Genomic DNA, 25296 nt, shown 5'->3' with positions numbered 1-25296 from the left:
TGCGGCCCCGGGTCGCCGCCGGCCGTACCTCGACCGACGGCGACCCGGGCCCGTGCTCAGGAGTACGGGAGCCGGAGCACCGACTGGTTGCCGATGCCCAGGGTGGTGGGGTTGTTGCCGATCGCCGACCAGACCTCCACCCGCACCGTGCCGTTGACCAGCGCGCCCAACGTGCCGGTGGCCGAGGCCAGGCCGGCGTTCTGGGTGTAGTGCTCGTAGCCGGGAACCGGGTCGGTGGCGAAGTAGCGCAGCGTCTCCACCCGTTCCCAGCTGCCGTTGCCGGTCAGGTCGTAGGAGATCCGCACCTGTACGCCGTTGCCGACCGCCGTGCCCGCGTCCAGGAACAGGTCGAACGCGGTCTGCCCGCCGGAGTAGGCGAGGTTGAGGCCGGTCGCCGTGAAGACCCGCGCGTTGGTCGGCGTACCGTCGTGGTTTCCGTTGGCCGCCACGACCGTCGTCGTGGCCGCGCTCCCGGCGGCGCCCAGCCCGCCACCGGCCAGCAGGTACCGCGTGGGCGAGCCCGAGGTCGGCGGCGGCGTGGTCGGGGGAGGCGTCGTCGGCGGGGCGGTGGTGGGCGGAGCCGTGGTCGGCGGGGCGGTGGTGGGCGGCGTGGTCGGGGTGACGCCGCCGGAGGCGTTGCCACCGCTCCAGGTGTACGCCCCGGTGGTGGCCGTCTTTCCGGCCGCCACGGTGAGCCGGGTGCCGTTGGAGAACGTGACGGTGATCGGGCTCGCGGTCGGGTTCGACGCCACGTAGGTGCGCGAGCCGTTGCGGGAGAAGACCGCGCTCAGGGGATGGTTGGCGGTGACCGCCGTGTCGACGGTGCCCAGCGCCGCGAGGTTGCGGATCCAGTGGAACGTGTGCGCCCGGCTCTCCCCCTCCTCGACCGTGTAGCCGGGGTTCGCGCGCAGGTTCGCCAGCGCCGCGTCACCGTCGCCGAGGGCCTGGAACTGCCAGAGGATGTCCTGCCACACCGTCGGTGGCCCGCCGTTGTTGCGGACCAACTCGGCGTAGTTGGTGCGGACGTACGCCGGGTTGTTGCCCAGGTAGAGGTGCCCACCGGTGATCGGCAGCAGGTTGATGCCCTGGATCATCTCCGGCTCGGCGCTGAACCAGGTGGCGTACGCGCCGCCGTCGCCCCAGACCATGCCGACCGTCGAGTGCCCGAAGGCGGCGGGGAAGTTCTGGTCGCTGACGTCGAACCAGTACTCCTGGATGGCCGCGGCCTGCGTGGTGTAGAGGAAGATGCCGGCGTCACGGACGTCGGTGTTGCCGGTGGCCTGTCCCCACTGGATGAGGGCGTTGGCGAAGTTCATCCCCTCCGACGAGGACTCCTGGTTGTTGCCGGAGCCGAACGAGCCGTGCCCGGAGGCCCAGTCGTGGCCGGCGTAGATGTCGAAGTCCCGCAGGTAGGGGAAGCGGGTGTCGTCGCGCCGGTAGTTGTTGCCATCGCGGATCAGCAGGTCCACCATGCCGCCGTAGCGGTTGGGGGAGGCCCACGACGGGTCGAACTTGGCAAGCGTCGCGGCGGCGGCGATGTAGTAGCCGTAGTGGAAGTGGTGGTCGTTGAGCTCCTGGTCCGAGCCGTACGACGCCGGGTAGCCGATCAGGGTGCCCCAGTTGCTGTCGTAGTAGAAGACCCTGCTGGTCTTGCCACTGGACGCGGTGAACCAGTCGGTGAGCGTGCTGCGGATGGCGTTCAGCGCGCTGTCGCGGGTGGCCGTGTCGTTGACCAGGTCGGCGACCTCGGCCAGCCGGGCAGCCCGGCCGAGCCCTTTGCCGGTCCAGTAGGTGTCGTTGCCGCGCTGGTCCATCGGGTTCCCGCGAGCGGCGGCCAGGTGGCCGGTGAGCGTCGCCAGGTCGGCGCCGCTGCCGTCGGCGACGGCCGGCAACTCCGGCAGTACGCCCTGGAACTTCATGGCGGTGCGGAACTGGTTGACGCCGGTGAGCACCTTCATCCGGCCCCGCGCGGACGGGTAGGTGGGGGTGATTGGGGTGGAGCCGGCCAGCGACTTCCACTGGTGCGGGTAGAGGCTGACCACCGTCTGCGTGGCGCTGCCCTCCCGGGCGGTGGTGGTGAACGCGTACGTGGTGTTCAGCCCGCTGGTCGCCGGGTCGTAGGCGTACGAGACGGTGGTTCCGGTGACGTGGGCGTGCGCGTACCGGCCGTAGGTCGCGGCCAGGTCGGCGCGCTCCGACGCGCTGGAGGTCGGCGGCAGCAGGGCCACCGAGAAGTACCCGCGACCGGCAAGGGTTGACGAGATCCGGCCCGAGCCGACGCTCCAGCTCGCGCCGCTGGGGGCGTACCCCACGTAGTCGTGGCCGTTGACCCGGAATCCGACGGTGGTGCCGCTGTTGGACCAGACCTCGGGGTTGCCGCTCGTGCTGATCACCGCGTCCCCGCCGGTGCTCTGGAAGTACGCGAACGGCAGGCCGTGACCGATGGTGGCCCGCAGGGTGCGGGTGCCGTCGCTCCAGTGTGGGCTGACCGTCCAGTCGGTCCAGCCGTCGACCTTGACCTGGGGCGCGCCGAGCCCGGCGACACCGACCCGGATGTCCTGGACGTACGGGAAGTGGAACTCGCCGACGCCGGTGGCGGTGCCGCTGATGGCGGGGGTGGAGTTGGCGGAGAACCCGAGCCCGTCGGTGAACGTGTCGTACGAGATCGGGTGGGCGTGCAGGGGCTCGCTGAAGGCGCAGTCGGTGCGCTTCCACAGCAGCGAGGACCACCAGTCGTTGGTGGGTATGGCGCCGCCGGGCGCGTTGGCGGTGGCGAACTGCCGAGGGTTGCTGGACATCGCGCCGCAGCCGGTGGGGAGCGGGCCGACCGGGGTGGTGGTGTAGCTGCCGGCGCCGACGGGGGCGGCCTCGGCGGCGCGCGTGAGGGGGATCGTGAGGCCGCCGACGGCCAGGACCAGGGCCGTGGTAGCGGCCAGGACCCATCGGCGGTGGGGGACGGGAGGTTTCATGGTGCCTCCATCGCACGCCGGGTCCGTGCCGGACGCGGCGCGTTGCGTCTGAATTGAGGAGAAGGTCGACTGAGAGAGCGCTCTCTCAGTCCGCACGGTAATCGAACGCCGAGATCCGCGTCAATGTGTCAGGCGGGTTGCGTACTCATGTCGCGATTTGCCGCCGCCGGGCGCACCCCTCGCCACCGCCGGTCGCACCCTCTGTCGCCGCTGGTCGCGTCCCCGCCATCGGCGGGGTCCGCTACCCCGGGAGCGCGGCGGGATCGTCGAGGTCGGCGAGGAGCGTGTCCGGCGCGCGCATCCGCCACGCGTCGGTCACCAGCTCGTCGAGGCGTTCGACGTCGACCTCGGGCAGGCGCAGCAGCACCAGGGGCAGTCCCTCATAACCCGGCGCGGTGAAGAAGAGGTCGGGCTCGCCGAGCAGCAGCGCCTGCTTCTCGGCCTCGTCGCCGACGTACAGCACGGCGACGTCGGTGCGGATCAGGCGTGGCTTCCCCGCCCGACGCTCCGGATAGGACCAGACGAACCCCTTGTCGGCCACCCGGAAGTCGAAGCCGTCACTGGCGATCTCCACCACCTGCGGCAGGGCCAGCGCCAGGCGGCGTACGTCGTCCGCGTCAGCCACCGTGCCCCCTCACCGCGCGCGCGATCCGCATGTGCCGAGGCTACGCGCCCACGCGCTGCGGTCACCGGTCGGTGCGAAGCGGCGACGACGGCCCGCCTCGGTCAACGACGGGTGCGACGCTGGTCGCCGAGCCGCATTGTGTTGCAGACGTCGAAGACTCCCGGCACGTCCCAGGCGAGGTCCGCGGCGACCTGGCGGGCGTTCGCGTCGCTCACCAACCCGGACAGGATGACCACCCGGTTCTGCACGGCGATGCTGATCTGTTGCCGCCGCGTGGTCGAGTCGATGCTCAGCCGCTGCGCGACCAACGCCTCGAGATGCCGGTCCGTGCTGTCCGGCTCGGGCGGACCGGCGGCGAACCCGTTGTCGTCGGGCAGCGGCCATGGCGTGTGCACGAGAGAGCTCCTTGCTGGTGGATAGGCCCTGATCAGGCGCGGGTGCCCGACACGGACGCGCCCTGCGACAGGTGGGCGAGCGCGTCATCACGACTCTCGAAGATCGGCAGAGCACCGTCCAGGCGCATGGTGTGCAGGACGGTGCGAATGAACCGCGACGGCGCGGCGAGGCTGAGCGTGGCGCCACGGCCGCGGGCGTCCTGGTGGGCGCGCACGAGCAGGCCGAGGCCGGTGGAGTCGATGAGGTGCACGCGGCTCAGGTCGACCACGACGTGTCCACCCATCTCGGCCGCGTGGCGCAGGGCCGAACGCAGGGTGTCCCCGGCGGCCAGATCGATGTCCCCGGTGGCCGCCACGACTGTCACGTCGTCGAGATGGTCGATACCGAGGATGCCGCCCGGGCCGTGGTCGCCGCACGCCGTCGTCCCACCACGCGAGGTCGGCAGCAGGCTGCAGTGGGGGCAGCGGTGTGGACCGGTCGCGAAGGGAGATCCACTCCAGCCGTGCTCGGACACCAACGTCCAGACGACCTCCGCGTCGGGCAGCACGCACGCGGTGGCCCGGAGGGAGTCACCGCAGATGTCGCAGATCAGGGTCATCAGGTCGTCGTCGGGGACGACGGTCATGGCGCTGTCCTTCCTACGTCCGTGCCCGGCCGCGGACGACCTCGGTGCGGGCTGAATCGGTGGTGCGAATCCCGTGCGTCAGGGCTCTGGCGTCGGTGGGGCGGTGCGACCGGTGGTGGCCACGACGAGGACCACGCCGACGCCGGCCACGCAGATCTGCAGGAGCACTTCCAGGAAGCCGAACCCCTGAGCGGTGACGCCGGCGAGCCGCGCGGCGGTGGAGCCGATCAGCGCGGCGACGACGCCGACGGTCAGGGCGACCCAGAGCGGGACGCTGTGCGGGCCGGGCACGACACGCCGACCGAGAGGCCCGACGACGACGCCGACGACGACGGCGCTGACCAATCCACTGATGCTCACGTTGCCTCCTGTCGCGGTTGGCGGTTAGTGACGCGCGGTTACCGATGCCCGGCCGTGCGCGATCGGCGACGGCGCGGCCGGTACGGGTTCGCCGCCGCCGCCGGCCTCGGCATCGATGACGATCGGCAGGACCTGGTCGAGGCGGGCCGTGTGCAGGATGCGCCGGATGCGGGGGTTCGGGTTGCGGACGGTGAGGACCCCGTCGGCGCGGACCAACCGCCGGTGCACGTCGAGCAGCAGCCCGATGGCGGCGGCGTCGATGTGCCGGCACCGCGACAGGTCCACCACGACGTGTGCGGGTCGCAGGGCCAGCAGCCGGTCGAACACGGTGCCGGTCTCCGGCAGACCGGCCCGGTCGAACTCGCTGATACACACCTCGACCAGCGGCAGTGTCCACGACGGCGGTGCCGGTGACTCTGTCATGGGCGTACCCCTTCCCCTCGCGGACCTGGTCTTCCACGACCGTGCCGGGCCGGCTTGGCGATCACCGCGCGGATCCATGACAGTTGCGTGACAAATCCGCCAGCCGGCGGACGGGGTTGGCCCTGTGGCGTGCGGCCTGGGGATGATGCCGGTATGACGGCCGTACTGGTGATCGAGGATGACGACCGCATCCGCCTGGCGCTGCTGCTCGCGCTGGAAGAGGAGGGGTACGACGCCGTCGGCGCGGCCACGGCCGAGGAGGGCCTGCGCGCCCAGCGCCGCGATCCAGCCGACTACGTGCTGGTCGACCTGATGCTGCCGGGCCTCGACGGTTTCGAGTGCATCCGGCAGTTGCGCCGCGACGACGACGTGCCGATCGTGGTGGTCAGCGCCCGCGACGAGACCCACGACATCGTGGCCGCACTCGAAGCCGGCGCCGACGACTACGTGGTCAAGCCGGTGGCGATCAAGGAGTTGACCGCTCGGCTGCGCGCCCTGCGCCGCCGCGCCCGTGCCGGCGTCGCGGAACCGGAACCGTTGCCCGTGCTCGCCTTCGGTGACCTGGAGATCAGCCCCGACGCGGGGGAGGTCCGCCGGGCCGGCCAGCCCGTGCCGGTGACCCGCACCGAGTTCCGGCTGCTGTGCGAGCTCGCCGAGCACGCCGGCCGGGTGCTGTCCCGCCAGCAGTTGCTGCAACGGGTCTGGGGGTACGACCTGGGTGACGAGCGGCTGGTCGACGTGCACGTGGGTCGGCTGCGGCAAAAGATCGAACTGGATCCGGCGACACCCCGACACCTGGTCACCCTGCGGGGTATGGGCTACAAGCTGCAGCGATGAGACTCCGCCTCGGCCTCCGTACCCGGGTCACCGCCGCGTTCGCCGTCGGCGCGTTCCTGCTGGCCGCGTCGATGGCCCTCGTCTCGTACGAGCTGGTCCGCCGTTCGCTGCTGGAGGAGCGGGAGCGCACAGCCCTGCGCGCCGCCTACTTCGACGCCACCGTCGTGCGCGCCGGGCTCGACACGGGCACCCCCGACGTGGTGGAGGTGCTCCGTTCGCTGGACACCGGCGGCGGCCGGCGGCCCGTGCTGCACCTGGACGGCGAGTGGTACGCCCGCACCGTCGACTCGGGCACCACCACCGCCATCCCCGCCGACCTGCGGCGGATCGTCGCCGCCGGGCAGCCGGCGTTGCAGCGCGTACGCCTGGACGGCCAGCCCGCCCTCGTGGTCGGGGTGCCGCTGTCGGCGACGTCGACGTATTTCGAGGTCAACTCCCTGCGTGAGCTGGAGCAGACGTTCCAGGTTCTGGCGCTGGCGCTGACCACCGTCGCGATCATGGTCGCGGGTTCCGGCGCCGCGCTCGGCTGGTACGCCACCCGGCACGGGCTGCGTCCGCTGACGGCGGTCGCCGACGCCGCCGAGAAGATCGCCGCCGGTGACTTCACCGCCCGCCTCGACCCGGCCACCGACCTCGACCTGACTCGCCTGTCGTCGTCGTTCAACCAGATGGTCGACCGCCTTGAGCACCGCATCGAGCGGGACCGCCGCTTCGCCGCCGACGTCAGCCACGAGCTGCGCTCACCGCTGCAGACCCTGGCCGCGGCGGCCAGCGTCCTGGCGCGTCGCCGCGAACACCAGGACGAACGGACGGCTGTCGCCGCCGGGCTCGTCGCCGCCGAGATCGATCGTTTCCAGCGGCTCGTCAACGACCTGATCGACCTGGCCCGCAGCGACCAGCCCGCCCACCGGGCCCCCGTGGACGTGGTGGAGTTGGCCCGGGACGCCTGCCACGCCCTCGACCTGCCCGCCACCCTGGTCCACCTCACCCCCGACGTGCCGGCCACGTGGCAGGTGGAGCGGCGGCGGGTCGCCCAGATCCTGGCGAACCTGCTCGAGAACGCGGCGACCTACGGGGGCGGTCCGGTGACCGTCCGGTTGAGCCGCGACGGCAGCGCCGGTGTCATCGAGGTCGAGGACGACGGCCCGGGAGTGCCGGTCGAGGACCGCGAGGCGATCTTCGACCGGTTCGTGCGGGGGCGTGCCGCGCACACCCGTGGCACCGGGGACGGCACCGGGCTCGGGCTCGCGCTGGTCGCCCAGCACGCCGCCGCGCACGCTGGACGCGTCACCCTCACCGACCGGCCCGGCGGGGGCGCCTGCTTCCGGGTCACCCTGGCCGGGAGCCTGCCATGAACCGCCGTCTGGTCGTCACGTTGACGCTCACCGCGCTGCTGACCGGCTGCGGCATCCCCACCGACGACGCGGCCCGGCCGGTGCGCCCCCCGCGCGGGCCGTTCCTCAGCACGGCGGCACCCACCGATGCCACCACCGCCCCGCCCGGCAGCGCCGTGGAGATCCTCTGCCTGGTCCGCGACAACCGCATCGTCCCCGTCATCCGGCGCGTGGACCGCCCGCCGACGGTCGAGGAGCACCTGCGGCACCTGCTCGCCGGGCCCACCACAGTCGAGCGGGACGACGACCTGACCAGCGCGCTCGCGGGAGCGGTCACCGCAGCCGGTGCGACGGTGAACGGCGCCCAAGCTCACGTCGCGGTCGACGAACCCGGCCACGACGTCGGCCGCAGCGACGAGGTCCTCGCCTTCGGGCAGATCGTCTGCACCCTGACCAGTCGTGACGACGTCGCCACCGTCACGTTCCTGCGCGACGGCAAGCCCCTCGGCGTGCCCCGCGCCGACGGCTCGCTGACCGAACAACCGCTCACCCGCGCCGACTTCGCCCCACTCATCGTCCCGCAATGACCTCGGCCGCCTACCGTGCGGCGCGGTCGCACGGTTCATGACAGTTGCGTGACAAACAGGCTTCTGAGCCGATCAGCGGTTTCGGGGGTGCCCCACCAGGGGCACGAATGCGTCGCTGACGACAGCGACTCACGGTCGACACAACTGAGGAAGGAAGGTTCCCGTGGAGGTTACGGGCTTCTTCGCCGCCATCATCATCGGTCTGATCATCGGGGCCCTCGGCCGGCTGGTGGTGCCGGGCAAGCAGAGCATCCCGATCTGGCTCACCCTGGCCATCGGTGTGCTCGCCGCGATTCTCGGCACCCTCGTGGCTGGTGTGTTCGGCGTCGACGACACCGCCGGCATCGACTGGATCGAACTGTTCATCCAGGTCGTCTTCGCGGCGATCGGCGTGTCCATCGTCGCTGGCACGTACGGCCGCCGACGCCACTGACGAGTCTTCACAGGCGAGCCCACCCTTCGACAAGGGTGGGCTCGCCTGTCCGCGGTGGCGGGCCGACGGACAAACGGGTGCCGAGAACGTGCTGTGGTTGGATGGTCCGGTGCAGTTCACCGTGACAGAGGCGCCGACGCGGGAGCGGTTCGAGGCGCGCGACGAGGCCGGCACGGTCGCAGGGTTCGTCACCTATCAGCTGACCGGCGCCATCATCGCCTACACCCACACCGAGGTCGATCCGGCGTTCGAGGGCCGGGGTGTCGGGTCGACGCTGGCCCGCGCGGTGCTGGACGACGCCCGGGCCAAGGGGCGCACGGTCGTGCCGATCTGCCCGTTCATCGCCGAGTGGCTGGTCAAGCACCCGGAGTACGAGGGCATCGTGGTCCGGTCGACCCGCAAGGTCAAATAGGGGCGGCCCGTCCCATCGCCCTGCGCACCCGTCGGGAGACGTGAACGATGACAGCCTCCACCTTCCGTGCCCTGCATCACGGCCGCGCCGCCGGTGACCCGCTCGTCCTGCCCGGGCCGTGGGACGCCGGCAGCGCCCGGGTGTTCGCCGACGCCGGTTTCCCCGCGCTCGCGACCCCGAGCGCGGGGATCGCCGCCTCCCTCGGGTACGAGGATGGCGCGACACCGCCGGACGAGATGTTCGCCGCGGTGGCGCGGATCGTCCGGGCCGTCTCCGTGCCGGTCTCCGCAGACGTCGAGGGCGGTTACGGGCTCGCCCCCGCCGAGTTGGTCGAGCGGCTCCTGGAGACCGGTGCGGTCGGCTGCAACCTGGAGGACTCCGACGGGCACGCCACGCTCAGGGACCCGCGGCGGCACGCGGACTGGCTGGCCGAGGTGCGGGCGGCGGCGGGTGACGCGCTCGTCATCAACGCGCGCGTCGACACGTTCCTGGTCGGCACGGGTGACCCGGCGGACGCCGTGGCCCGCGCCCAGCTCTACGTGGCGGCCGGCGCCGACTGCGTCTATCCGATCCTGGCGCCGACCGAGGTGCTCCCGGTGCTGCGGGAGGGCATCACCGGCCCCATCAACATGGCCGCCGAACCGACCAGGGACTCCGTGGCGGAGCTGGCGCGGCTGGGCGCCACCCGCATCACCTTCGGCCCCGGGATGCAGCGGTACGCCATGGGCGCGGTCGGTGACCGCGCCGCCAGCCTGCGCGGCTGATGCTGGCCCGGAGCATGGCCGGCGGTCGCGGGCTGCGCACGGCTGACGCCTGCGCGGCCAGCGGCCCCGGCTGATATCCGCCCGCCACGAGGGGCGCGGCCAGCGCCGAGCCGGTGTCAGGCGTCGGCGCGGGCGGCGAGGGCGTCCACGAGGCGGCGGGTCGATCCGGCCAGGTTCCACTGACCGGCCAGGTCGAGGAGCCGGTCCGGATCGACGGGAGCGGTCGGCAGGGCGGTGGGCAGTTCTGGCAACGGCACGTCCAGGGCGACCCGGACCACCGTCGGCGCGACGGCCAGGTAGTCGCGGGCGGCGGCCAGCTTGGTGCGCAGGCCCGGAGCGAAGGACGAGTCGGAGTCGTCCAGCGCGGCCAGGATGCCGGCGATGGAGCCGTACCGCTCGATGAGCCGCGCGGCGGTCTTCTCGCCGACGCCTGGCACACCGGGCAGCCCGTCGCTGGGGTCACCGCGCAGCGCGGCGAAGTCGGCGTACCGGTCGGCCGGCACGCCGTAGCGGGCGCGCACCGCGGCGTCGTCGCAGTCGTCGAGCTTGGCGACGCCGCGCCCGACGTAGAGCAGTCGGACCGGTCGGGTGTCGTCGATGAGCTGAAACAGGTCCCGGTCGCCGGAGACCACCTCGACCGGGCCCGGCTGGGTCACCGAGAGCGTGCCGAGCACGTCGTCGGCCTCGTAGCCGGTCGCGCCGACGGCGGTGATGCCGACCGCGGCCAGCACCTCCAGGATCATCGGGACCTGCGGGGAGAGCGTGTCCGGAACGACCTCGCCGCCCTGCGGGGCAACCCGGTGCGCCTTGTACGACGGCAGCAACTCGACCCGCCACGCCGGCCGCCAGTCGTAGTCCAGGGCGCAGACCATCCGGTCGGCGCCGCGCCCGCGGATCAGGGTGGCGAGCATGTCGAGGAAGCCGCGGACGGCGTTGACGGGAGTGCCGTCCTCGGTGCGGGCGGCGGACTCCGGAACGCCGAAGTAGGCCCGGAAGTAGAGGCTGGCTGCGTCGATCAGCAGGATCGGGGGTCGATGTGCCACGCCGGACAGCCTGGCACACCCCTCCGACGATCAGGGGTACGCCCGGCCGGCCCGTGGCGTCAGCGCTGCTCGTCGTCCTGGTAGACGGTCTCCCGCCGGGCCAGGTGCTGAACGACGTAGCTGGTCACCAGCAGCAGGATGGCGACCACCACCTCGATCCAGGCCGCGACGCCGTCGGCCACGGTGAGCCCGATGACGAGCAGGACCAGGCCGACGAGCGCGAGCACTCCGGCCCACAGTTGCCGGCGACGGCGGGTCGCCGTCCGGTTCGTGTCGCTCGGTGCCACGTGGACCTCCCGGTCGGGCTACCCGCGCGGGCCGCCCGAATCCAGGCTAGGGCCCCCGCTGCCATCCGGCCAGGAAACCACCGTGCGGGCGGGCCGGACGCCGACCCCTTCGCCCGGCTGCCTGCGGCGTCCCCGGCCGACGCTGGGCGTCGACCGGGGACCGCGGGGTCACACCGTCAGGCCGGGAGGGTCCAGCGCTGGTTGGTGCTGGCGAAGCAGTCCCAGATCTGCAACCGGGTGCCGTCGGCGGAGCTGTTGTCGGTGGCGTCCAGGCACTTGTTGGACTGCGGGTTGCGCAGCGTGCCGTTGGACTGCGCCTGCCACACCTGGGCGCCGGTGCCGTTGCAGTCCCAGAGCTGGACCTTGGCGCCGTTGGCGGTGGAGCCGCTGGTGATGTCGGCGCACTTGCCGAGGGCCCGCAGGGTGCTGTCGCTGGCGACGGTCCACGTCTGCGCGTTGGTGCCGTTGCAGCCCCAGAGCTGGATGGCGGCGCCGTTGGCGGTGCTCGCGGAGGCCACGTCGACGCACTTGCCGCCGATGCCGGTGATCCGGCCGGTACGACCGGTCGGGGGCGGGGTGGTGCCGCCCATGATGGTGTCGTACATGGCGCTGACCAGCGAGGTCGAGCCGGCGGTGTCCTGCGACAGCTCCCAGTTCATCACGCCGCCGGCGTTGGCGAGCGCCCACTGCGTCTTGCGCTTGACCGTCGGGATGCCGTTGTAGCACTGCTGGGCGCCGCCGACGGTGACGCAGTCCCGGTTGGCGTTGGCCGGGTCCATGCCGACCAGTGCCGAGTACGTGTAGTAGCCGGGGCGGCTGTAGAACGGGATGCCGAGCACCGCCTTGCTGGCCGGCAGGCCACGGGACTTCCACAGGTTGATGCTGGCGATCGACCAGTCGTAGTTGGCGTGCGGGCTGCCGCCGTCGTACGCCATGATGTTGAGCCAGTCGACCTGGTTGAAGACGGCCGTGGGTACGCCCTGGACGTAGGTGCCCTCGGAGACCACGGCGGCGGTGAGCAGCTTGCCGCGACTGTGCATCGCGCTGCCGAGCTGGGTCATGAGCTGGGTGTAGTTGTTGGCCGAGGCGCCCGGGTCGGGGTACTCCCAGTCCATGTCGACGCCGTCGAGGTTGTACTGGTTGACGAAGTTGACCAGGTTGTTGACGAAGGCGGTCCGGCTGCCGGAGTTGGCCGCGAGGGCCTCGAAGGCCGAGTCGTTGCCGTCGTTCCAGCCGCCGACCGCGATCGACACCCTGACGTTGTTGGCGTGTGCGAGGGAGACCAGCGAGGAGAGCTTGCTCGGGTTCTCCACCGGGCGCAGGCTGCCGTCGTTGTTGGGCAGCACGAACGCGTAGTTGATGTGGGTGAGCTTGTTGTACTGGACGGTGTTGACGTTGCCGGCCCAGGAGGGCATGTAGCCGACGCTCTTGAAGTTGTTCGGCAGCACCACGGCCTGGGCGGCGGTGGGAGTGACGGCGAGGGTCGCGCCGGCCGTGGCCAGTGCGAGCAGGCTGGCGGCGAGGGCGCGGCGCAGTGGTGAGGACATCGGAGGCCTTCCCGTGGCGGGGGACGACGCCCGCCCGTGCAGGGTTGTCACGGGCGGGAGGTGCGAGAACGCAGGGACGGGTGGGCCTCGAGGCAGCCAAATCTTAAAGAGTGTTAACTGTCAGAGTCAATCAACAACTGTGGATTTCTCGCCGACGGCGGGCGCGGCTTCGGAGGATGCCCAAACGACCGTTAAGCTGACAGGGTGGGAACCGACGAGTTGTACCCCTCAGACCGGCTGATCGCCGCGCAGCGCGCCACCGCCGCCGCCGGTCTGGACGCGCTGCTGCTCACCCCCGGCTCCGACCTGCGCTACCTGACCGGCTACGACGCCCACGCGGGGGAGCGGCTCACCTGCCTGGTGCTGCCCGCCGAGGGGGAGCCCACGCTCATCGTGCCGACACTGGAACGTCCGGCCGCGGAGGCGGCGCCGGCCACCGGCATCCGCATCGTCGACCACCCCGACGGCGTCGACCCGTACCCCCTGGTCGTCGCCGCCCTCGACGGCCCGCCGGCGGCGGTGGGGCTTGCCGACCGGATGTGGGCCGAGCAGGTCCTCGCGCTGCGCGCGGCGCTGCACGGCGCCGCGCAGCACCTCGCCGGCGAGGTGCTGCGCGAGCTGCGCATCCGTAAGTCCCCGGCGGAGGTGGCGGCACTCGCCGAGGCCGGCGCGGCGATCGACGAGGTGCACCTGCGGATGGGGCAGTGGCTGCGCCCCGGGCGCACCGAGGCCGAGGTGGCCGCCGACATCGCCGCCGCGATCCGTGCCGCCGGGCACGTCAGCGTCGACTTCGTCATCGTGGCCGCCGGGCCGAACGGGGCCAGCCCACACCACGGCACCTCGGACCGGCCGATCGGGGCCGGCGAACCGGTGGTCGTGGACATCGGCGGCACCATGCCGTCGGGCTACCGCTCGGACTGCACCCGCACCTACGTCGCCGGCGGTCCGGCGCCCGCCGAGTTCCTGGACTACTACGCGGTGCTGCACGACGCCCAGCGCGCCGCCGTGGCGGCCGTGCGGCCGGGGATCACCGGCGCGGCGGCCGACGCCGCGGCCCGGGAGCCGATCGCCGCCGCCGGCTACGGCCACGCGTTCCTGCACCGCACCGGCCACGGCATCGGGCTGGACGGTCACGAGGAGCCCTACCTGGTGACCGGCAACGACCGGCCGTTGGAGGCCGGGATGGCGTTCTCCATCGAACCGGGCATCTACCTGGCGGGCCGACACGGCGCCCGCATCGAGGACATCGTCGTCTGCACAACAGACGGCGTGCAACGGCTCAACACCACCCCCACGGAGCTCATCGCCCTATGACTGTCGACCGGATCCTCCCCACCGACGAGGCCCACGACCTGCTGGACCTCGCCACCGAGCTCGCCGACCGTGAGCTCGCGCCGAAGGCCGCCGGCTTCGAGGAGCGCGCCGAGTTCCCCCGCGACGTGCTGCGCACCCTCGGCCGGGCCGGCCTGCTCGGCCTGCCCTACCCCGAGGAGTACGGCGGGGCCGCCCAGCCCTACGAGGTGTACCTGCAGGTGCTGGAGATCCTGGCCAGCCGGTGGCTCGCGGTCGCCGAGGCGGTGAGCGTGCACACCCTGTCCTGCTATCCGGTGGCCGCGTTCGGCACCGACGAGCAGCGCAAGCTGCTGCCGGACATGCTCGGCGGCGAACTGCTCGGCGCGTACTGCCTCTCCGAGCCGCAGGGCGGTTCCGACGCGGCGTCGCTGAGCACCCGGGCCGAGCGTGACGGCGACGCGTACGTCGTCTCCGGCACCAAGGCGTGGATCACCCACGCCCGGGTCGCCGACTTCTACAACGTGTTCTGCCGCACCGGAGGGTCCGGCCCGAAGGGGATCTCCTGCCTGCTGGTCGACGCGGGCACGGCCGGCGTCACCCCGCAGGCGGCCGAGCGGACGATGGGTCTGCGCTCCTCACCGGTGGCGCAGATCGCCTTCGACGACGCCCGGATCCCGGCCGACCGGCTCGTCGGTGGCGAGGGGGTGGGCTTCACCATCGCGATGTCGGCGTTGGACTCCGGCCGGCTGGGCATCGCGGCCTGCGCGGTCGGGCTGGCCCAGGCCGCCCTGGACTACGCGGTCTCCTACGCCCGGGAGCGTCAGCAGTTCGGCCGGTCCATCATCGACTTCCAGGGGCTCGGCTTCCTGCTCGCCGACGCGGCGACGCAGATCTCGGCGGCCCGCGCGCTGACCCTCGCGGCGGCCCGGCTGCGCGACGCCGGTCGGCCGTACTCGATCGAGGCCGCCAAGGCCAAGCTCTTCGCCACCGACATGGCGATGCGGGTGACCACCGACGCGGTGCAGGTGCTCGGCGGGGCCGGTTACGTGGCCGATCACCCGGTGGAGCGGTACATGCGCGAGGCCAAGGTGTTGCAGATCGTGGAGGGCACCAACCAGATCCAGCGGATGGTGATCTCCCGGGCGCTGGCGAAGGGCTGAACGGGCAGCGGGCGGGTGCGGCGGTGTCGACCGCACCCGCCGCGGCCCGGCCCGGCGGGTTTCTCGTCGCCGCCGGGCCGTTTTCCCGGTAGGTTGCTCGCCGTGGAGGAGATCGACCGCGCCATCGTTGCCGCGCTGACCGCTGACGGCCGGCTGTCGTACACCGACCTGGCCGAGAGGGTGGGGCTGTCGGTGTCCGCCGTGCACCAGCGGGTGCGCCGGCTGGAGCAGCGTGGGGTCATCAAGGGGTACGCCGCCCGGGTCTCCTTCGAGGCGCTGGACCTGCCGTTGTCGGCGTTCGTGGCGATCCGACCGTTCGACCCGTCGCAGCCGGATGACGCGCCCGAACGGCTGGCCCACCTGCCCGAGATCGACTCCTGCTACTCGGTGGCGGGGGAGGACTTCTACATGCTGCTGGTGCGGGTGGCCAGCCCGGCCGACCTGGAGCGGCTGCTCCAGGAGATCCGCACGTCGGCGAGCGTGACCACACGGACGACGGTGGTGTTGTCCACCCCGTACGAGAACCGGCCGCCGAAGATCAGCGCTGCGGCACCGAGTCGGTCGCGGTCCCGGGTGCCGGAGGAGCCGGCTGGTTCCACCGGAGGATGACCGGCCGACCGTGCTCGTGACCGAGCGCGCTGACCGTGGCGGTGTCCAGCCGCAGTAGGCCGCCGGCGGACGGGGGCAGGCCGATCCAGCGGGCGCCGAGGACCCGCAGGCTGTGCGCGTGGCCGACCAGCGCGACGGTGCCACGGTCGAGCAGCGGGGTGACCCGGGCCAGCACCCGGTCGAGCCGGGCGCCCACCTGCGCGGGGGACTCCCCGCCGGGGCAGCCGTCGGTCCAGATGTTCCAGTGTGGCTGGTCGTCGTGGATGTCGGCGGTGGTGCGGCCCTCGTACTCGCCGTAGTTCCACTCACTGAGGTCCTCGTCGACGGCGTCGACGGTGAGCCCGGCCAGCTGCGCGGTGCGCAGCGCCCGCGAGCGGGGACTGGCCAGCACGGTGGCGAACCGCCGGCCGGCCAGGAACGCGGCGAGGGTGCGGGCCTGTCGCTCGCCGTCGGGGGTCAGCTCCAGATTGGTGTACGAGGTGTGTCTGCGGGTGGCGCTCCAGGTGGTCTCGCCGTGCCGGATCAGCAGGAGCTCTCCCATGCGGCAAGTTAACCATCGTGGGGGCGGTGGCACCCGACGGCTGCGGCTTCACCATCCCACCTATCTTCCTAGGATGCCCTACCGGATGTGCCGACCGGCACCACCGGTTTCGGCACCCGGAGAGAGGGCAAGCGGACGGGGACAATCGCCAGACCGAGGAGGCGCGATGAGCTTCACCGAGAAGGCACGGAACAAGGTTGAGCAGATGGCCGGCGCCGCGAAGGAGCGGGTCGGCGACATGACCGACAACGAGCGGATGCGTGGCGAGGGCGCCAGCGAGAAGAGCGAGGCGCGCGCCAAGCAGGCCGGTCAGAACATGAAGGACGCGGGCCGCAACGCGAAGGACTCCTTCACGAAGTGACCTGAGTTGTCCACGGGTCCCCGGGCGCGATGGCACGCCCGGGGACCCGTCGTGTGTTCCGGCTAGGGTCGCTGAGTGACCGTGCTCCGTTCCCTGGTGTTGTTCGTGCTCGCCGCGCTGGCCGAGATCGGTGGGGCCTGGCTGGTCTGGCAGGGCTGGCGGGAGCAGCGCGGCCTCTGGTGGATCGCCGCCGGTGTGGTCGCGCTGGGGTGTTACGGCTTCGTCGCGACGTTCCAGCCGGACCCGAACTTCGGTCGGATCCTGGCCGCGTACGGCGGGGTGTTCGTGGCGGGCTCGTTGGGCTGGGCGATGGTGGTGGACGGTTTCCGCCCGGACCGGTGGGACGTGACAGGCGCGGCGCTCTGCCTGCTCGGCGTCGCGGTCATCATGTACGCGCCGCGCGGCGGCCCGGCGTAGTCGCTGCCACATCCGCGGGCCTGACCCGGCATCGCGGCCGGGGCGTACGGGGGACACCGAATCCCGTTCACTTCTGCCATGATCCACGGCGTGATCCGCCCTCGGCTCCGTCCCCTGCTCGGCGCGCTGATGGTGGCCGCCACCCTCGGAGGCGCCGGGTGCGCGGCACCGCCCTCCAGGGCATCGCAGCCGCCAACCTTCGTCGCTCCGTCGGTCACCACGGCCCCGCCGTCACCCAGCGCTGGCGCGGCAGTCACCACGGCCCCGCCGTCACCGGAGGGCGGCACGCCTCCGCCGTCGCCCGGTGGTGGCACGGGAGCGGAGCGCCCACCGGCGGCCGGCGTCCCGGGTGCTACGCCGACGGGGACCAGGCCGCCGGTGGTCGATCACGGGCCGCGGGTCGGCAACCGGGTCGCGTTGACGTTCGACGCGGACATGACCGACGGGATGCTGCAGAGCCTGCGGAGCGGGCGGGTGAAGTCGTACGCCAACCTGCGCATCCTCGACCTGCTGGAACGGGAGCAGGTTCCGGCGACCTTCTTCCTGACCGGCAAGTGGGTGGAGCGGTATCCGGAGGTCACCCGGCGGATCGCCGGCAACCCGCGTTTCGAGCTGGCCAACCACACCTACGGGCACGCGGCGTTCACCGGCAACTGCTATGACCTGCCCCGGGTGGCGGCGAGGGGCATGACCGAGGACGTGGCGAAGACGTTCCGGGTGATCGAGCCGTACGGGGGTCGGCAGACCCGGTACTTCCGCTTCCCGGGGCTGTGCCACGACAAGGCTGCGCTGGACGCGCTCGCTCCGCTCGGGCTGACGGTGGTCGACGGGGACGTGGTCAGCGGCGATCCGTTCGCCAAGGCCTGGGAGCCGCTGGTGCGCGCGGTGCTCGACAAGGCGCGCCCCGGGTCGATTGTGATCATGCACGTGACGGAGGCGAACGCCTCGATGACCGACGAGGCGTTGCCGCACATCCTGGCCGGGTTGCGCGAGCGGGGCCTGGTGCCAGCGCCGCTGTCGGAGGTGCTGGCCGGCGCCTGAGTGCCGGGCGGCGGCCCGGATCGGACCGGCGCGTGGGGTGGCGGCTGGGGTGGTCCTCATGGCTGTCGGCTGCGGGCGGCCAGGGGGCAGGCGCGGCGGCCGTCGTCGTCGGCGTCGGGCGTCAGCCGTCGTGGGCGTCGGCCGCCGCCGGGGGTGGGTCCGCGACGAGCATGATGTCTCTGCGACATCAATATGTCTCCACGACATCACGCTCGCCGACATCCCGCCCAGGCCGGTCCGCAGCAGCCGACGCCCCCCAGGAGCGACGACATCTCCGGGGGCGGCGGGTGGTGGGTCAGTCGTCGCGGTGGTCGGCCCACCACTGCTGCCCGCTGTCGGGCAGGGTGTCGATCGGGTCGTAGTAGGCGTAGCGCTTGTTGAGCGCTTCCAGGTCTGCCGACTCGATGGATGTGCGGTAGTTCTTGGTCCAGTAGGAGATGCCGCGGTCGCGGTCGTAGTCGGTGAGCATGTGCACCCAGCGCTTACCGACGAAGGGCACGTCGCAGACGATCCGGGGGGTGGCGTAGCCGGGCAGGTAGCCCATGATGTCGTGCTGGAGTTGCTGGGCGTGCCAGACGGGGACCCGCCAGTGTTCGGCGTTGGGGATCATGTCGCACATGTAGAAGTAGTACGGCAGGATCCCGGCCTCGCCCTGGAGAGCGAAGCAGAGGTCGAGCAGCTCGGGTGTGGTGGCGTTGACGCCGCGCATGAGGACGCCCTGGTTGCGCACGTCGCGGACGCCCACGTCGAGGGCGGTCTGGGCGGCCTTGGCGACCAGTGGGGTGAGTGACTGGGCGTGGTTGACGTGGGTGTGGATGGCGAGGTTGACGCCGCGTCGGGCGGCGGTGCGGGCGACGCGCTCCAGGCCTTCGACGACGTCGGGCTGCAGCCAGTGCTGGGGGAGGCCCATCAGGGCCTTGGTGGCGAGCCGGATGTCGCGGACCGTCTCCAGTTCCAGCAGGCGCATGAGGTACGACTCGAGGTTGCGCCACGGGACGTTGGCCACGTCGCCGCCAGAGACGACGACGTCGCGGACGCCGGGGTGGGCTTTGAGGTAGCTGATGTGGGCGTCGTAGCGGTCGACGGGCTTGAGGGTGAGTTTGAGCTTGTCGACGGCGGGGGTGGAGTTGCCGACGAGGTCCATGCGGGTGCAGTGTCCGCAGTACTGCGGGCAGGTGGAGAGCAGCTCGGCCAGGACCTTGGTGGGGTAGCGGTGGGTGAGCCCTTCGGCGACCCACATGTCGTGCTCGTGCAGGCTGTCGCGGCTGGCGTAGGGGTGTGAGGGCCAGTCGGTGCGTCGGTCGGAGGCGACCGGGATCATGTAGCGGCGGATGGGGTCGGCGAGCAGCGCCTCGGTGGTGAGGGGCGCGAACGGCACCATCGTGTTGATCATCTGGGGTGGCACGAGCATCGACATGGTGGCCAGCGCCTGTTGGTCGGCCTGGAGGTCGGTGTAGAAGCTGTCGTCGATGAGGTCGCCGAAGACGGCGCGGAGCTGCTTGACGTTCTTGACGCAGTTGACGCGCTGCCACTGGGCGGATTCCCACTGGTCGCGGGTGACGTGTCGCCAGCCGGGGAAGCGGGTCCAGTCGGGTTCGACCAGGGGGCGGCGGTGGTATTCGTAGGGCTGCCCGGCGGTCGGTGCGGCGACCGGGGCGTGACGGGGTTGAGGGATGGTCTCAACCGGTTGGGTCTGGGTCACGGCCCCTCCTCGGTGTCGCGGGTGTTCAACGGGCCCGAAGGCTACTGGAAAATATTCGGTATAGAAACTAGTCTGCCGTAAGTTTTCCCGTTACGCGAGCCTTGACCGGGGCTTCGAACGGCTGGGCAGGGGAGGTCGGCGTGACGTCACCGGTGGGACTGCACCGTGTCGTGGAGCCAGCGGGGGTGCTGCCGCAGGCGGCCTGGCGCCTGGACGCATCGGCGGCGATCGCGCCCAACGAGGTGCGGATCCGGGTGCAGCGGCTCAACCTGGACGCGGCGAGCTTCCGGCAGTTGTCGGAGAAGCACGGCGGTGACGGGGACGCCGTGCGCGCCGAGGTTCTGGAGATCATCTCCACCCGGGGGAAGATGCAGAACCCGGTGACCGGCTCCGGTGGCATGCTGATCGGCACGGTCGAGGAGGCTGGTCGGCGTTCCCCACTGGGGCTCAAGCCCGGGCAGCGGGTCGCCACGCTGGTGTCGCTGACGCTGACGCCGTTGGTGGTCACCGACGGGCTGGCCCGCTGGGACGGGCGCAGCGAGCAGGTGCCCTGCGACGGGTGGGCGATCCTGTTCGCCCGTTCCATCGCCGCGGTGCTGCCCGAGGACGAGGACCCGCAGCTGTCCCTGGCGGTGCTGGACGTGTGCGGGGCGCCCGCGCTGACCGCGCGGGTGGTGTCGCGCTACGTCGAGGATCGTCGGCGCGCCGGTGACGAGACGCCGGTGCGGGTCGCGGTGATCGGTGGGGCGGGTAAGAGTGGGTCGCTGTCGCTCGCGGCGGCGCGGCGCGCGGGTGCGGCGCGTACCGTCGGAGTGGTGCCGGTGGCGGCGGAGCGCGATGCGCTGACGGCCGCCGGTCTGGCCTCGGTGGTGGCGTTGGCCGACGCCCGGGATCCGGTGGGGCTGTCGATGGCGGTGACCACGGCGCTGGGTGCCCCGGCGGACGTCACAGTGGTGTGCGTGGACGTGCCGGGCTGCGAGCACGGGGCGGTGTTGGCCACCGCGGACGGCGGCACGGTGATCTTCTTCTCGATGGCGACGAGCTTCTCCGCCGCCGCGCTGGGCGCGGAGGGGCTGGCGGCGGACGTGACGATGCTGGTGGGCAACGGGTACGTGCCGGGGCACGCGGAGTTGGCGTTGGGGTTGTTGCGCGCCGAGCCGGGGGTGCGTCAGCTGTTCGCGGCGCGGGTGGCGGCAGACTGAGGTCATGACGAACCCCTCGACGTTGTACCGCGGCGGTGTGCTGCACTGTCCCGCCGATCCGAGCGCGACCGCGCTGCTGGTCTCCGGTGGGCGGATCGCCTGGTTGGGCACCGACGGTGACGCGCCGCCGGCCGACCGGGTGGTGGACCTGGGTGGGGCGCTGGTGACGCCGGCGTTCGTCGACGCCCACGTGCACGCCACCGACACCGGGTTGGCGCTGTCCGGGCTGGAGTTGTCCGGGGTGCGGTCGGCGGCGCAGCTGCTGGAGGCGGTGGCCGGGTTCGCGGCCGGTCTGCCTGCGGATGCGGTGGTGCTGGGGCACGGCTGGGACGAGTCGGGCTGGTCGGATGCGACGCTGCCGGACGCGGCGGCGCTGGACCGGGCCGCCGGTGGTCGGCGGGTGTACCTGTCGCAGGCGTCGATCCACTCGGCGTTGGTGTCGTCGGCGTTGCTGGCGGCGTGCCCGCAGGTGGCCGACGCGGCCGGGTACGACGCGTCGGGCTGGTTGCGGCGTGACGCGCACCATGTGGTGCGGGCAGCGGCACAGGGGTCGGTGAGTCGGGCGCAGCGGGTGGCCGCGCAGCGGGTGGCGCTGGCGCACGCGGCGTCGCTGGGTATCGCTGCGGTGCACGAGTGCGGCGGGCCGGAGATCTCCGACGAGGAGGACTTCACCGGTCTGCTGGGCATCTCCGGCGGTGGGTTGCCGGAGGTGTACGGGTACTGGGGTGAGCTGGGTGGCGCGGCGCGGGCCCGGGAGTTGGGTGCGGTGGGCGCCGGGGGTGACCTGTTCGCCGATGGGGCGTTGGGTTCGCGGACGGCGCACGTGTCGCAGCCGTACGGCGACGGTGACGGGTGTGGCCACGGGTACGTGTCGGCCGAGCAGGTGCGCGATCACCTGTTGGACTGCGCGGCGCACGGCATGCAGGGCGGTTTCCACGCGATCGGTGACGCGGCGATCGACACGGTGCTTCAGGGTTTCGCGGCGGCGGCGCGGGCGGTGGGTGTGGAGCGGCTGCGGGCTGCCCGGCACCGCATCGAGCACGCGGAGATCATGAGTAAGCGGTTGATCGCCGGGTTCGTGGAGTACGGGGTCGTGGCGAGCATGCAGCCGGCGTTCGACCGGTTGTGGGGTGGCGCGGGCCGGATGTACGAGTCGCGGCTGGGTCTGGACCGGTCGTTGGAGTCGAACCCGATGGGCGCGATGCACTCGGTGGGTGTGGCGTTGGCGTTCGGGTCGGATTCGCCGGTGACGCCGCTGGACCCGTGGGGGTCGGTGCGGGCGGCGGCGGCGCACCACAATCCGGCGCAGCGGATGAGTGTGCGGTCGGCGTTCGCCGCGCACACGCGGGGTGGGTGGCGGGCGGTGCACCTGGACGTCGAGGGGGTCCTCGCGTTGGGCGCGCCGGCGACGTTCGCGGTGTGGTCGACGCCGGCCGGTGTGGAGCGGGGCCTGCCGGTGCTGCTGGCGGAGGATCCGGAGCTGCGGGGGCCGGACGACCCGACGCCGCTGCCGGTGTGTCGGCGTCTGGTGCTGCGCGGTGAGGTCATCTACGAGGAAGGGTCGTCGTGAGCGAGCAGATGAGCGGTGTGGCGTGACCGGGAAGCTTGATCTTGATCCGGTGCTGGTGGCGCGGGCGCGGGAGTTGGCGCGGCGGGCCGGGCAGCCGGTGGTGGACCTGGCGCGTAGTCACACCACGGTGTCGGTGGAGCGGGCGGTGCTGCGGCTTGCCGGTGTGACCGGTGCGGACCCGGACGGTATTCCGTGGGTGAACCGGCTCGTCGACGCGGTCGTCGCGGATGTCGGGTTGGGTCACGGGGTGGCGGTGCCGGTGTTCGACGCCCTCGCGCGGGAGGGCCTCACGGATGTGACGTTGCTGGCGCAGAAGGCGGCGGCCGGGTCGGTGCGGTTCGCGTTGCCCACCGGTCGGGCCGCGACGGCCGCCCGGTCGGCGGCGCGCAAGGTCGTCGGGGCGGGTGTCCGGCGTATCGACCGGCGGCGTGCCGAGCGGGACCGCCTGGTGAAGCGGCACGGTGACCCGGCGCAGCGGCCGTGGATCTATCTGATCGTGGCGACCGGGGACATCTACGAGGACATCCCGCAGGCGCAGGCGGCGGCGCGGGCGGGCGCGGACGTGATCGCGGTGATCCGTTCCACGGGGCAGTCGCTGCTGGACTACGTGCCCGAGGGCGCGACCCGGGAGGGGTTCGCCGGCACGTACGCCACGCAGGAGAACTTCCGGCTGATGCGCGCGGCCCTGGACGAGTCGTCGAAGGAGTTGGGCCGCTACGTGCGGTTGACCAACTACGCGTCCGGGTTGTGCATGCCGGAGATGGCGACCCTGGCCGGGTTGGAACGGCTCGACATGATGTTGAACGACTCGATGTACGGGATTTTGTTCCGTGACATCAACCCGATCCGTACGTTCGTCGACCAGCGGTTCTCCCGGCAGGTCCACGCCCGCGCGGGGATCATCATCAACACCGGTGAGGACAACTACCTGACCACCGCCGACGCCGTCGACGAGGCGCACACGGTGACGGTGTCGCAGTTGCTCAACGAGTTCTTCGCCCACGAGGCGGGGTTGGCGGACTGGCAGTTGGGGTTGGGGCACGCGTTCGAGATCAATCCGGAGGTGCCGGAGTCGTTCCGGTTGGAGTTGGCGCACGCGCTGCTGGCCCGGGAGCTGTTCCCCGAGGCGCCGCTGAAGTGGATGCCGCCGACGAAGCACATGACCGGTGACGTGTTCCGGGGCAACCTGCTCGACGGGTTCTTCAACCTGGCGGGCGCGATGACCGGGCAGGGCATCCTGCTGGTGGGCATGATGACCGAGGCGGTGGTGACGCCGTGGTTGTCCGACCGGGACATCGCCCTGCAGAACGTGCGGTACGTGCTGGGCGCGGCCGGTGGGTTGCACGAGGACTTCGTGCCCGCGCCGGGCGGGTTCATCCGGCGTCGCGCCAACCAGGTGCTCGGTGAGGCGCTGGACCTGTTGGAGCGCATCGGGGAGCAGACGCTGCTCACGGCGATCGCCGAGGGCACGTTCGGGATCATGAAGCGGCCGGCGGACCGGGGCAAGGGCCTCGCCGGGGTCGCCGCGCACGAGGCCGACTACTGCAACCCGGCCACCGAGATCCTGGAGGCGGCGGCGTGAGTAAGCAGATCGTGCGTCCGTACGGGGACACCACCGGCGACGGGATGGTGCAGGTGTCGTTCACCCTGCCGGTGTCGCACGACAAGCGGGCCGAGGGCGCCGCGGTGCAGTTGGCCAACCGGATGGGCATCGACCCGGCGATGGTGGTGCACGCCAAACCGATGGGCGACGGGTTCACGTTCTTCGTCGTGTACGGGCGGGTGAACCACCTGGTCGACCTGGACGCGGTGCAGGTGGTGGAGCGGGACTTCGCGCTGCTGTCGGCCAAGGAGGTCAACACGGTGGTGAAGCAGCGGCTGCGGCGCAAGCTGTCAGTGGTCGGGGCGTGCATCGGCACCGACGCGCACACCGTGGGCATCGACGCGATCCTCAACGTCAAGGGCATCGCGGGGGAGAAGGGCCTGGAGTACTACCGGGAGTTGAAGGTCACCAACCTGGGCGCGCAGGTCAGCGTGCCGGAGTTGGTGGAGGCGGCGAGGGTGGAGAAGGCCGACGCGGTGCTGGTGTCGCAGGTGGTCACCCAGCGCGACGCGCACCTGCACAACACCCGGGAGATGTCGGCGGCGTTCCGGGAGGCCATGCCGGCCGGGCGGCGGCCCCTGCTGATCGTCGGTGGCCCGCGGTTCGACGAGACGATGACCGACGAGTTGGGCGTGGACCGGATCTTCGGTCGGGGCACCACGCCCGGCGAGGTGGCCAGTTATCTGGTGCACGCCCTGATCACGCAGCGGAAGGCGATGGTATGACCGACTCCAGGCTCGGGTTGACGGTGACGCACCGGCGGTATGTGCCGTACTCGCACGCCCACTACGCCGGCAACCTCGTCGACGGTGCGTACGCCCTGGCGTTGTTCGGTGACGTGGCGACCGAGGTGTGCATCCGCACCGATGGTGACGAGGGCCTGTTTGCCGGGTACGCCGACGTGCGGTTCGCCGCGCCCATCCGGGCCGGTGACGTGGTGGAGGTGACCGCGCGGGTGGCCCGGGTGGGCAGCCGCAGCCGCACCCTGGAGTTGAGCTGCGCGGTGGTGTGCCGGGGCCGCCCGGACCGCTCCGAGTCGGCCGCCGAGGTCCTCGACCCGCCGATCGTGGCGGTCACCGCGACCGGCACCGTGGTCGTTCCCGCCGCAGGTGTGAGTCGCGAGGAGTGAGCGGGGGTTGCGAGCCCCGCAGTCGC

General features: G+C 71.9%; 28 protein-coding genes. 17 read left to right on the top strand and 11 right to left on the bottom strand.

Features of this window, described 5'->3' with window-relative positions; translation table 11 throughout:
* Positions 1-56: 56 nt before the first annotated feature.
* The 6 genes from ABZ808_RS05555 to ABZ808_RS05530 form a co-directional block, all read right to left on the bottom strand.
* Positions 57-2969: a glycosyl hydrolase gene (locus tag ABZ808_RS05555; protein ID WP_357001314.1), complete on the bottom strand. Its 2913-nt coding sequence runs from the start codon at positions 2967-2969 to the stop codon at positions 57-59.
* A gap of 241 nt (positions 2970-3210) precedes the next feature.
* A complete protein-coding gene (locus ABZ808_RS05550) occupies positions 3211-3594 on the bottom strand; it encodes an MmcQ/YjbR family DNA-binding protein (RefSeq protein ID WP_357001312.1) in 384 nt (127 codons plus the stop codon).
* Positions 3595-3695: 101 nt separating this feature from the next.
* Positions 3696-3989, bottom strand: a complete 294-nt coding sequence (locus tag ABZ808_RS05545) for a BON domain-containing protein (protein ID WP_357001309.1) — start codon at positions 3987-3989, stop codon at positions 3696-3698.
* 32 nt (positions 3990-4021) lie between these two features.
* Positions 4022-4615 carry an STAS domain-containing protein gene (locus ABZ808_RS05540; RefSeq protein ID WP_357001306.1) on the bottom strand — a complete coding sequence of 198 codons (594 nt, stop codon included), beginning with the start codon at positions 4613-4615 and terminating at the stop codon, positions 4022-4024.
* A gap of 78 nt (positions 4616-4693) precedes the next feature.
* Positions 4694-4975 (bottom strand): GlsB/YeaQ/YmgE family stress response membrane protein, encoded by a 282-nt coding sequence (locus ABZ808_RS05535; RefSeq protein ID WP_357001303.1) that lies wholly within the window; start codon positions 4973-4975, stop codon positions 4694-4696.
* Between the two features lie 24 nt (positions 4976-4999).
* Positions 5000-5398, bottom strand: a complete 399-nt coding sequence (locus ABZ808_RS05530; RefSeq protein WP_357001300.1) for an STAS domain-containing protein — start codon at positions 5396-5398, stop codon at positions 5000-5002.
* A gap of 153 nt (positions 5399-5551) precedes the next feature.
* On the opposite strand from ABZ808_RS05530, the gene ABZ808_RS05525 reads away from it, so the two are divergent.
* The 6 genes from ABZ808_RS05525 (at position 5552) to ABZ808_RS05500 (ending at position 9765) form a co-directional block, all read left to right on the top strand.
* Positions 5552-6235: a response regulator transcription factor gene (locus tag ABZ808_RS05525; RefSeq protein ID WP_357001297.1), complete on the top strand. Its 684-nt coding sequence runs from the start codon at positions 5552-5554 to the stop codon at positions 6233-6235.
* The gene (locus tag ABZ808_RS05520; RefSeq protein WP_357001295.1) at positions 6232-7590 is read left to right on the top strand and encodes a HAMP domain-containing sensor histidine kinase; all 1359 of its coding nucleotides are present in this window, start codon (positions 6232-6234) and stop codon (positions 7588-7590) included. The genes ABZ808_RS05525 and ABZ808_RS05520 overlap by 4 nt, the downstream gene beginning before the upstream one ends.
* Positions 7587-8156 carry a GerMN domain-containing protein gene (locus tag ABZ808_RS05515; protein ID WP_357001293.1) on the top strand — a complete coding sequence of 190 codons (570 nt, stop codon included), beginning with the start codon at positions 7587-7589 and terminating at the stop codon, positions 8154-8156. Before ABZ808_RS05520 ends, ABZ808_RS05515 begins: the two co-directional genes overlap by 4 nt.
* Positions 8157-8319: 163 nt before the next feature.
* Positions 8320-8589 carry a GlsB/YeaQ/YmgE family stress response membrane protein gene (locus tag ABZ808_RS05510; protein ID WP_357001291.1) on the top strand — a complete coding sequence of 90 codons (270 nt, stop codon included), beginning with the start codon at positions 8320-8322 and terminating at the stop codon, positions 8587-8589.
* A gap of 109 nt (positions 8590-8698) precedes the next feature.
* Positions 8699-9001: a GNAT family N-acetyltransferase gene (locus tag ABZ808_RS05505; RefSeq protein ID WP_357001287.1), complete on the top strand. Its 303-nt coding sequence runs from the start codon at positions 8699-8701 to the stop codon at positions 8999-9001.
* Positions 9002-9048: 47 nt separating this feature from the next.
* Positions 9049-9765 (top strand): isocitrate lyase/phosphoenolpyruvate mutase family protein, encoded by a 717-nt coding sequence (locus tag ABZ808_RS05500; protein WP_357001284.1) that lies wholly within the window; start codon positions 9049-9051, stop codon positions 9763-9765.
* A 116-nt stretch (positions 9766-9881) separates the two neighbouring features.
* Here the strand turns inward: ABZ808_RS05500 and ABZ808_RS05495 are convergent, their stop codons facing one another.
* The 3 genes from ABZ808_RS05495 to ABZ808_RS05485 form a co-directional block, all read right to left on the bottom strand.
* Positions 9882-10808, bottom strand: a complete 927-nt coding sequence (locus ABZ808_RS05495) for a 5'-3' exonuclease (protein WP_357001281.1) — start codon at positions 10806-10808, stop codon at positions 9882-9884.
* Between the two features lie 59 nt (positions 10809-10867).
* A complete protein-coding gene (locus ABZ808_RS05490) occupies positions 10868-11095 on the bottom strand; it encodes a hypothetical protein (protein WP_357001278.1) in 228 nt (75 codons plus the stop codon).
* A gap of 176 nt (positions 11096-11271) precedes the next feature.
* Complete coding sequence (locus ABZ808_RS05485) at positions 11272-12642, bottom strand: glycosyl hydrolase family 18 protein (RefSeq protein WP_357001274.1); 1371 nt, start codon at positions 12640-12642, stop codon at positions 11272-11274.
* Positions 12643-12846: 204 nt separating this feature from the next.
* On the opposite strand from ABZ808_RS05485, the gene ABZ808_RS05480 reads away from it, so the two are divergent.
* From ABZ808_RS05480 to ABZ808_RS05470, 3 genes are all read left to right on the top strand, one after another.
* Complete coding sequence (locus ABZ808_RS05480; RefSeq protein WP_357001271.1) at positions 12847-13956, top strand: Xaa-Pro peptidase family protein; 1110 nt, start codon at positions 12847-12849, stop codon at positions 13954-13956.
* Positions 13953-15095 (top strand): acyl-CoA dehydrogenase family protein, encoded by a 1143-nt coding sequence (locus ABZ808_RS05475; protein ID WP_357001267.1) that lies wholly within the window; start codon positions 13953-13955, stop codon positions 15093-15095. Before ABZ808_RS05480 ends, ABZ808_RS05475 begins: the two co-directional genes overlap by 4 nt.
* Positions 15096-15197: 102 nt before the next feature.
* Positions 15198-15704, top strand: a complete 507-nt coding sequence (locus tag ABZ808_RS05470; RefSeq protein ID WP_357001265.1) for an Lrp/AsnC family transcriptional regulator — start codon at positions 15198-15200, stop codon at positions 15702-15704.
* Here the strand turns inward: ABZ808_RS05470 and ABZ808_RS05465 are convergent.
* Positions 15634-16245, bottom strand: a complete 612-nt coding sequence (locus ABZ808_RS05465; RefSeq protein ID WP_357001262.1) for a histidine phosphatase family protein — start codon at positions 16243-16245, stop codon at positions 15634-15636. The genes ABZ808_RS05470 and ABZ808_RS05465 overlap by 71 nt on opposite strands.
* A 166-nt stretch (positions 16246-16411) precedes the next feature.
* On the opposite strand from ABZ808_RS05465, the gene ABZ808_RS05460 reads away from it, so the two are divergent.
* The 3 genes from ABZ808_RS05460 to ABZ808_RS05450 all read left to right on the top strand — a co-directional run bounded on the left by ABZ808_RS05460 (position 16412) and on the right by ABZ808_RS05450 (position 18064).
* Positions 16412-16606, top strand: coding sequence for a CsbD family protein (locus tag ABZ808_RS05460; RefSeq protein ID WP_053661241.1), 195 nt, complete (start codon positions 16412-16414; stop codon positions 16604-16606).
* Between the two features lie 75 nt (positions 16607-16681).
* Positions 16682-17023, top strand: coding sequence for a YnfA family protein (locus tag ABZ808_RS05455; RefSeq protein ID WP_357001259.1), 342 nt, complete (start codon positions 16682-16684; stop codon positions 17021-17023).
* 378 nt (positions 17024-17401) lie between these two features.
* Positions 17402-18064, top strand: coding sequence for a polysaccharide deacetylase family protein (locus tag ABZ808_RS05450; RefSeq protein ID WP_357001256.1), 663 nt, complete (start codon positions 17402-17404; stop codon positions 18062-18064).
* A 295-nt stretch (positions 18065-18359) separates the two neighbouring features.
* On the opposite strand, the gene ABZ808_RS05445 is transcribed toward ABZ808_RS05450, so the two are convergent.
* Positions 18360-19766, bottom strand: coding sequence for a lysine 2,3-aminomutase (locus ABZ808_RS05445; RefSeq protein WP_357001254.1), 1407 nt, complete (start codon positions 19764-19766; stop codon positions 18360-18362).
* A 152-nt stretch (positions 19767-19918) separates the two neighbouring features.
* Here ABZ808_RS05445 and ABZ808_RS05440 point away from each other — a divergent pair, with 152 nt between their 5' ends.
* The 5 genes from ABZ808_RS05440 to ABZ808_RS05420 are packed head-to-tail and all read left to right on the top strand — an operon-like array spanning position 19919 to position 25270.
* A complete protein-coding gene (locus tag ABZ808_RS05440) occupies positions 19919-20968 on the top strand; it encodes a zinc-binding alcohol dehydrogenase (RefSeq protein ID WP_357002767.1) in 1050 nt (349 codons plus the stop codon).
* Between the two features lie 4 nt (positions 20969-20972).
* Positions 20973-22538: an amidohydrolase gene (locus ABZ808_RS05435; RefSeq protein ID WP_357001252.1), complete on the top strand. Its 1566-nt coding sequence runs from the start codon at positions 20973-20975 to the stop codon at positions 22536-22538.
* A 22-nt stretch (positions 22539-22560) separates the two neighbouring features.
* Positions 22561-24120: a lysine 5,6-aminomutase subunit alpha gene (locus ABZ808_RS05430; protein WP_357001249.1), complete on the top strand. Its 1560-nt coding sequence runs from the start codon at positions 22561-22563 to the stop codon at positions 24118-24120.
* Positions 24117-24866 (top strand): OAM dimerization domain-containing protein, encoded by a 750-nt coding sequence (locus ABZ808_RS05425; protein WP_357001246.1) that lies wholly within the window; start codon positions 24117-24119, stop codon positions 24864-24866. The genes ABZ808_RS05430 and ABZ808_RS05425 overlap by 4 nt, the downstream gene beginning before the upstream one ends.
* Positions 24863-25270 (top strand): hotdog domain-containing protein, encoded by a 408-nt coding sequence (locus ABZ808_RS05420; protein ID WP_357001244.1) that lies wholly within the window; start codon positions 24863-24865, stop codon positions 25268-25270. The genes ABZ808_RS05425 and ABZ808_RS05420 overlap by 4 nt, the downstream gene beginning before the upstream one ends.
* The last annotated feature ends 26 nt before the right edge of the window (positions 25271-25296 follow it).

Source organism: Micromonospora sp. NPDC047527 (assembly GCF_040643015.1).
In the GTDB taxonomy this organism is placed as follows: Bacteria; Actinomycetota; Actinomycetes; order Mycobacteriales; family Micromonosporaceae; genus Micromonospora.
This window is presented reverse-complemented; position numbering and strand designations above follow the sequence as displayed.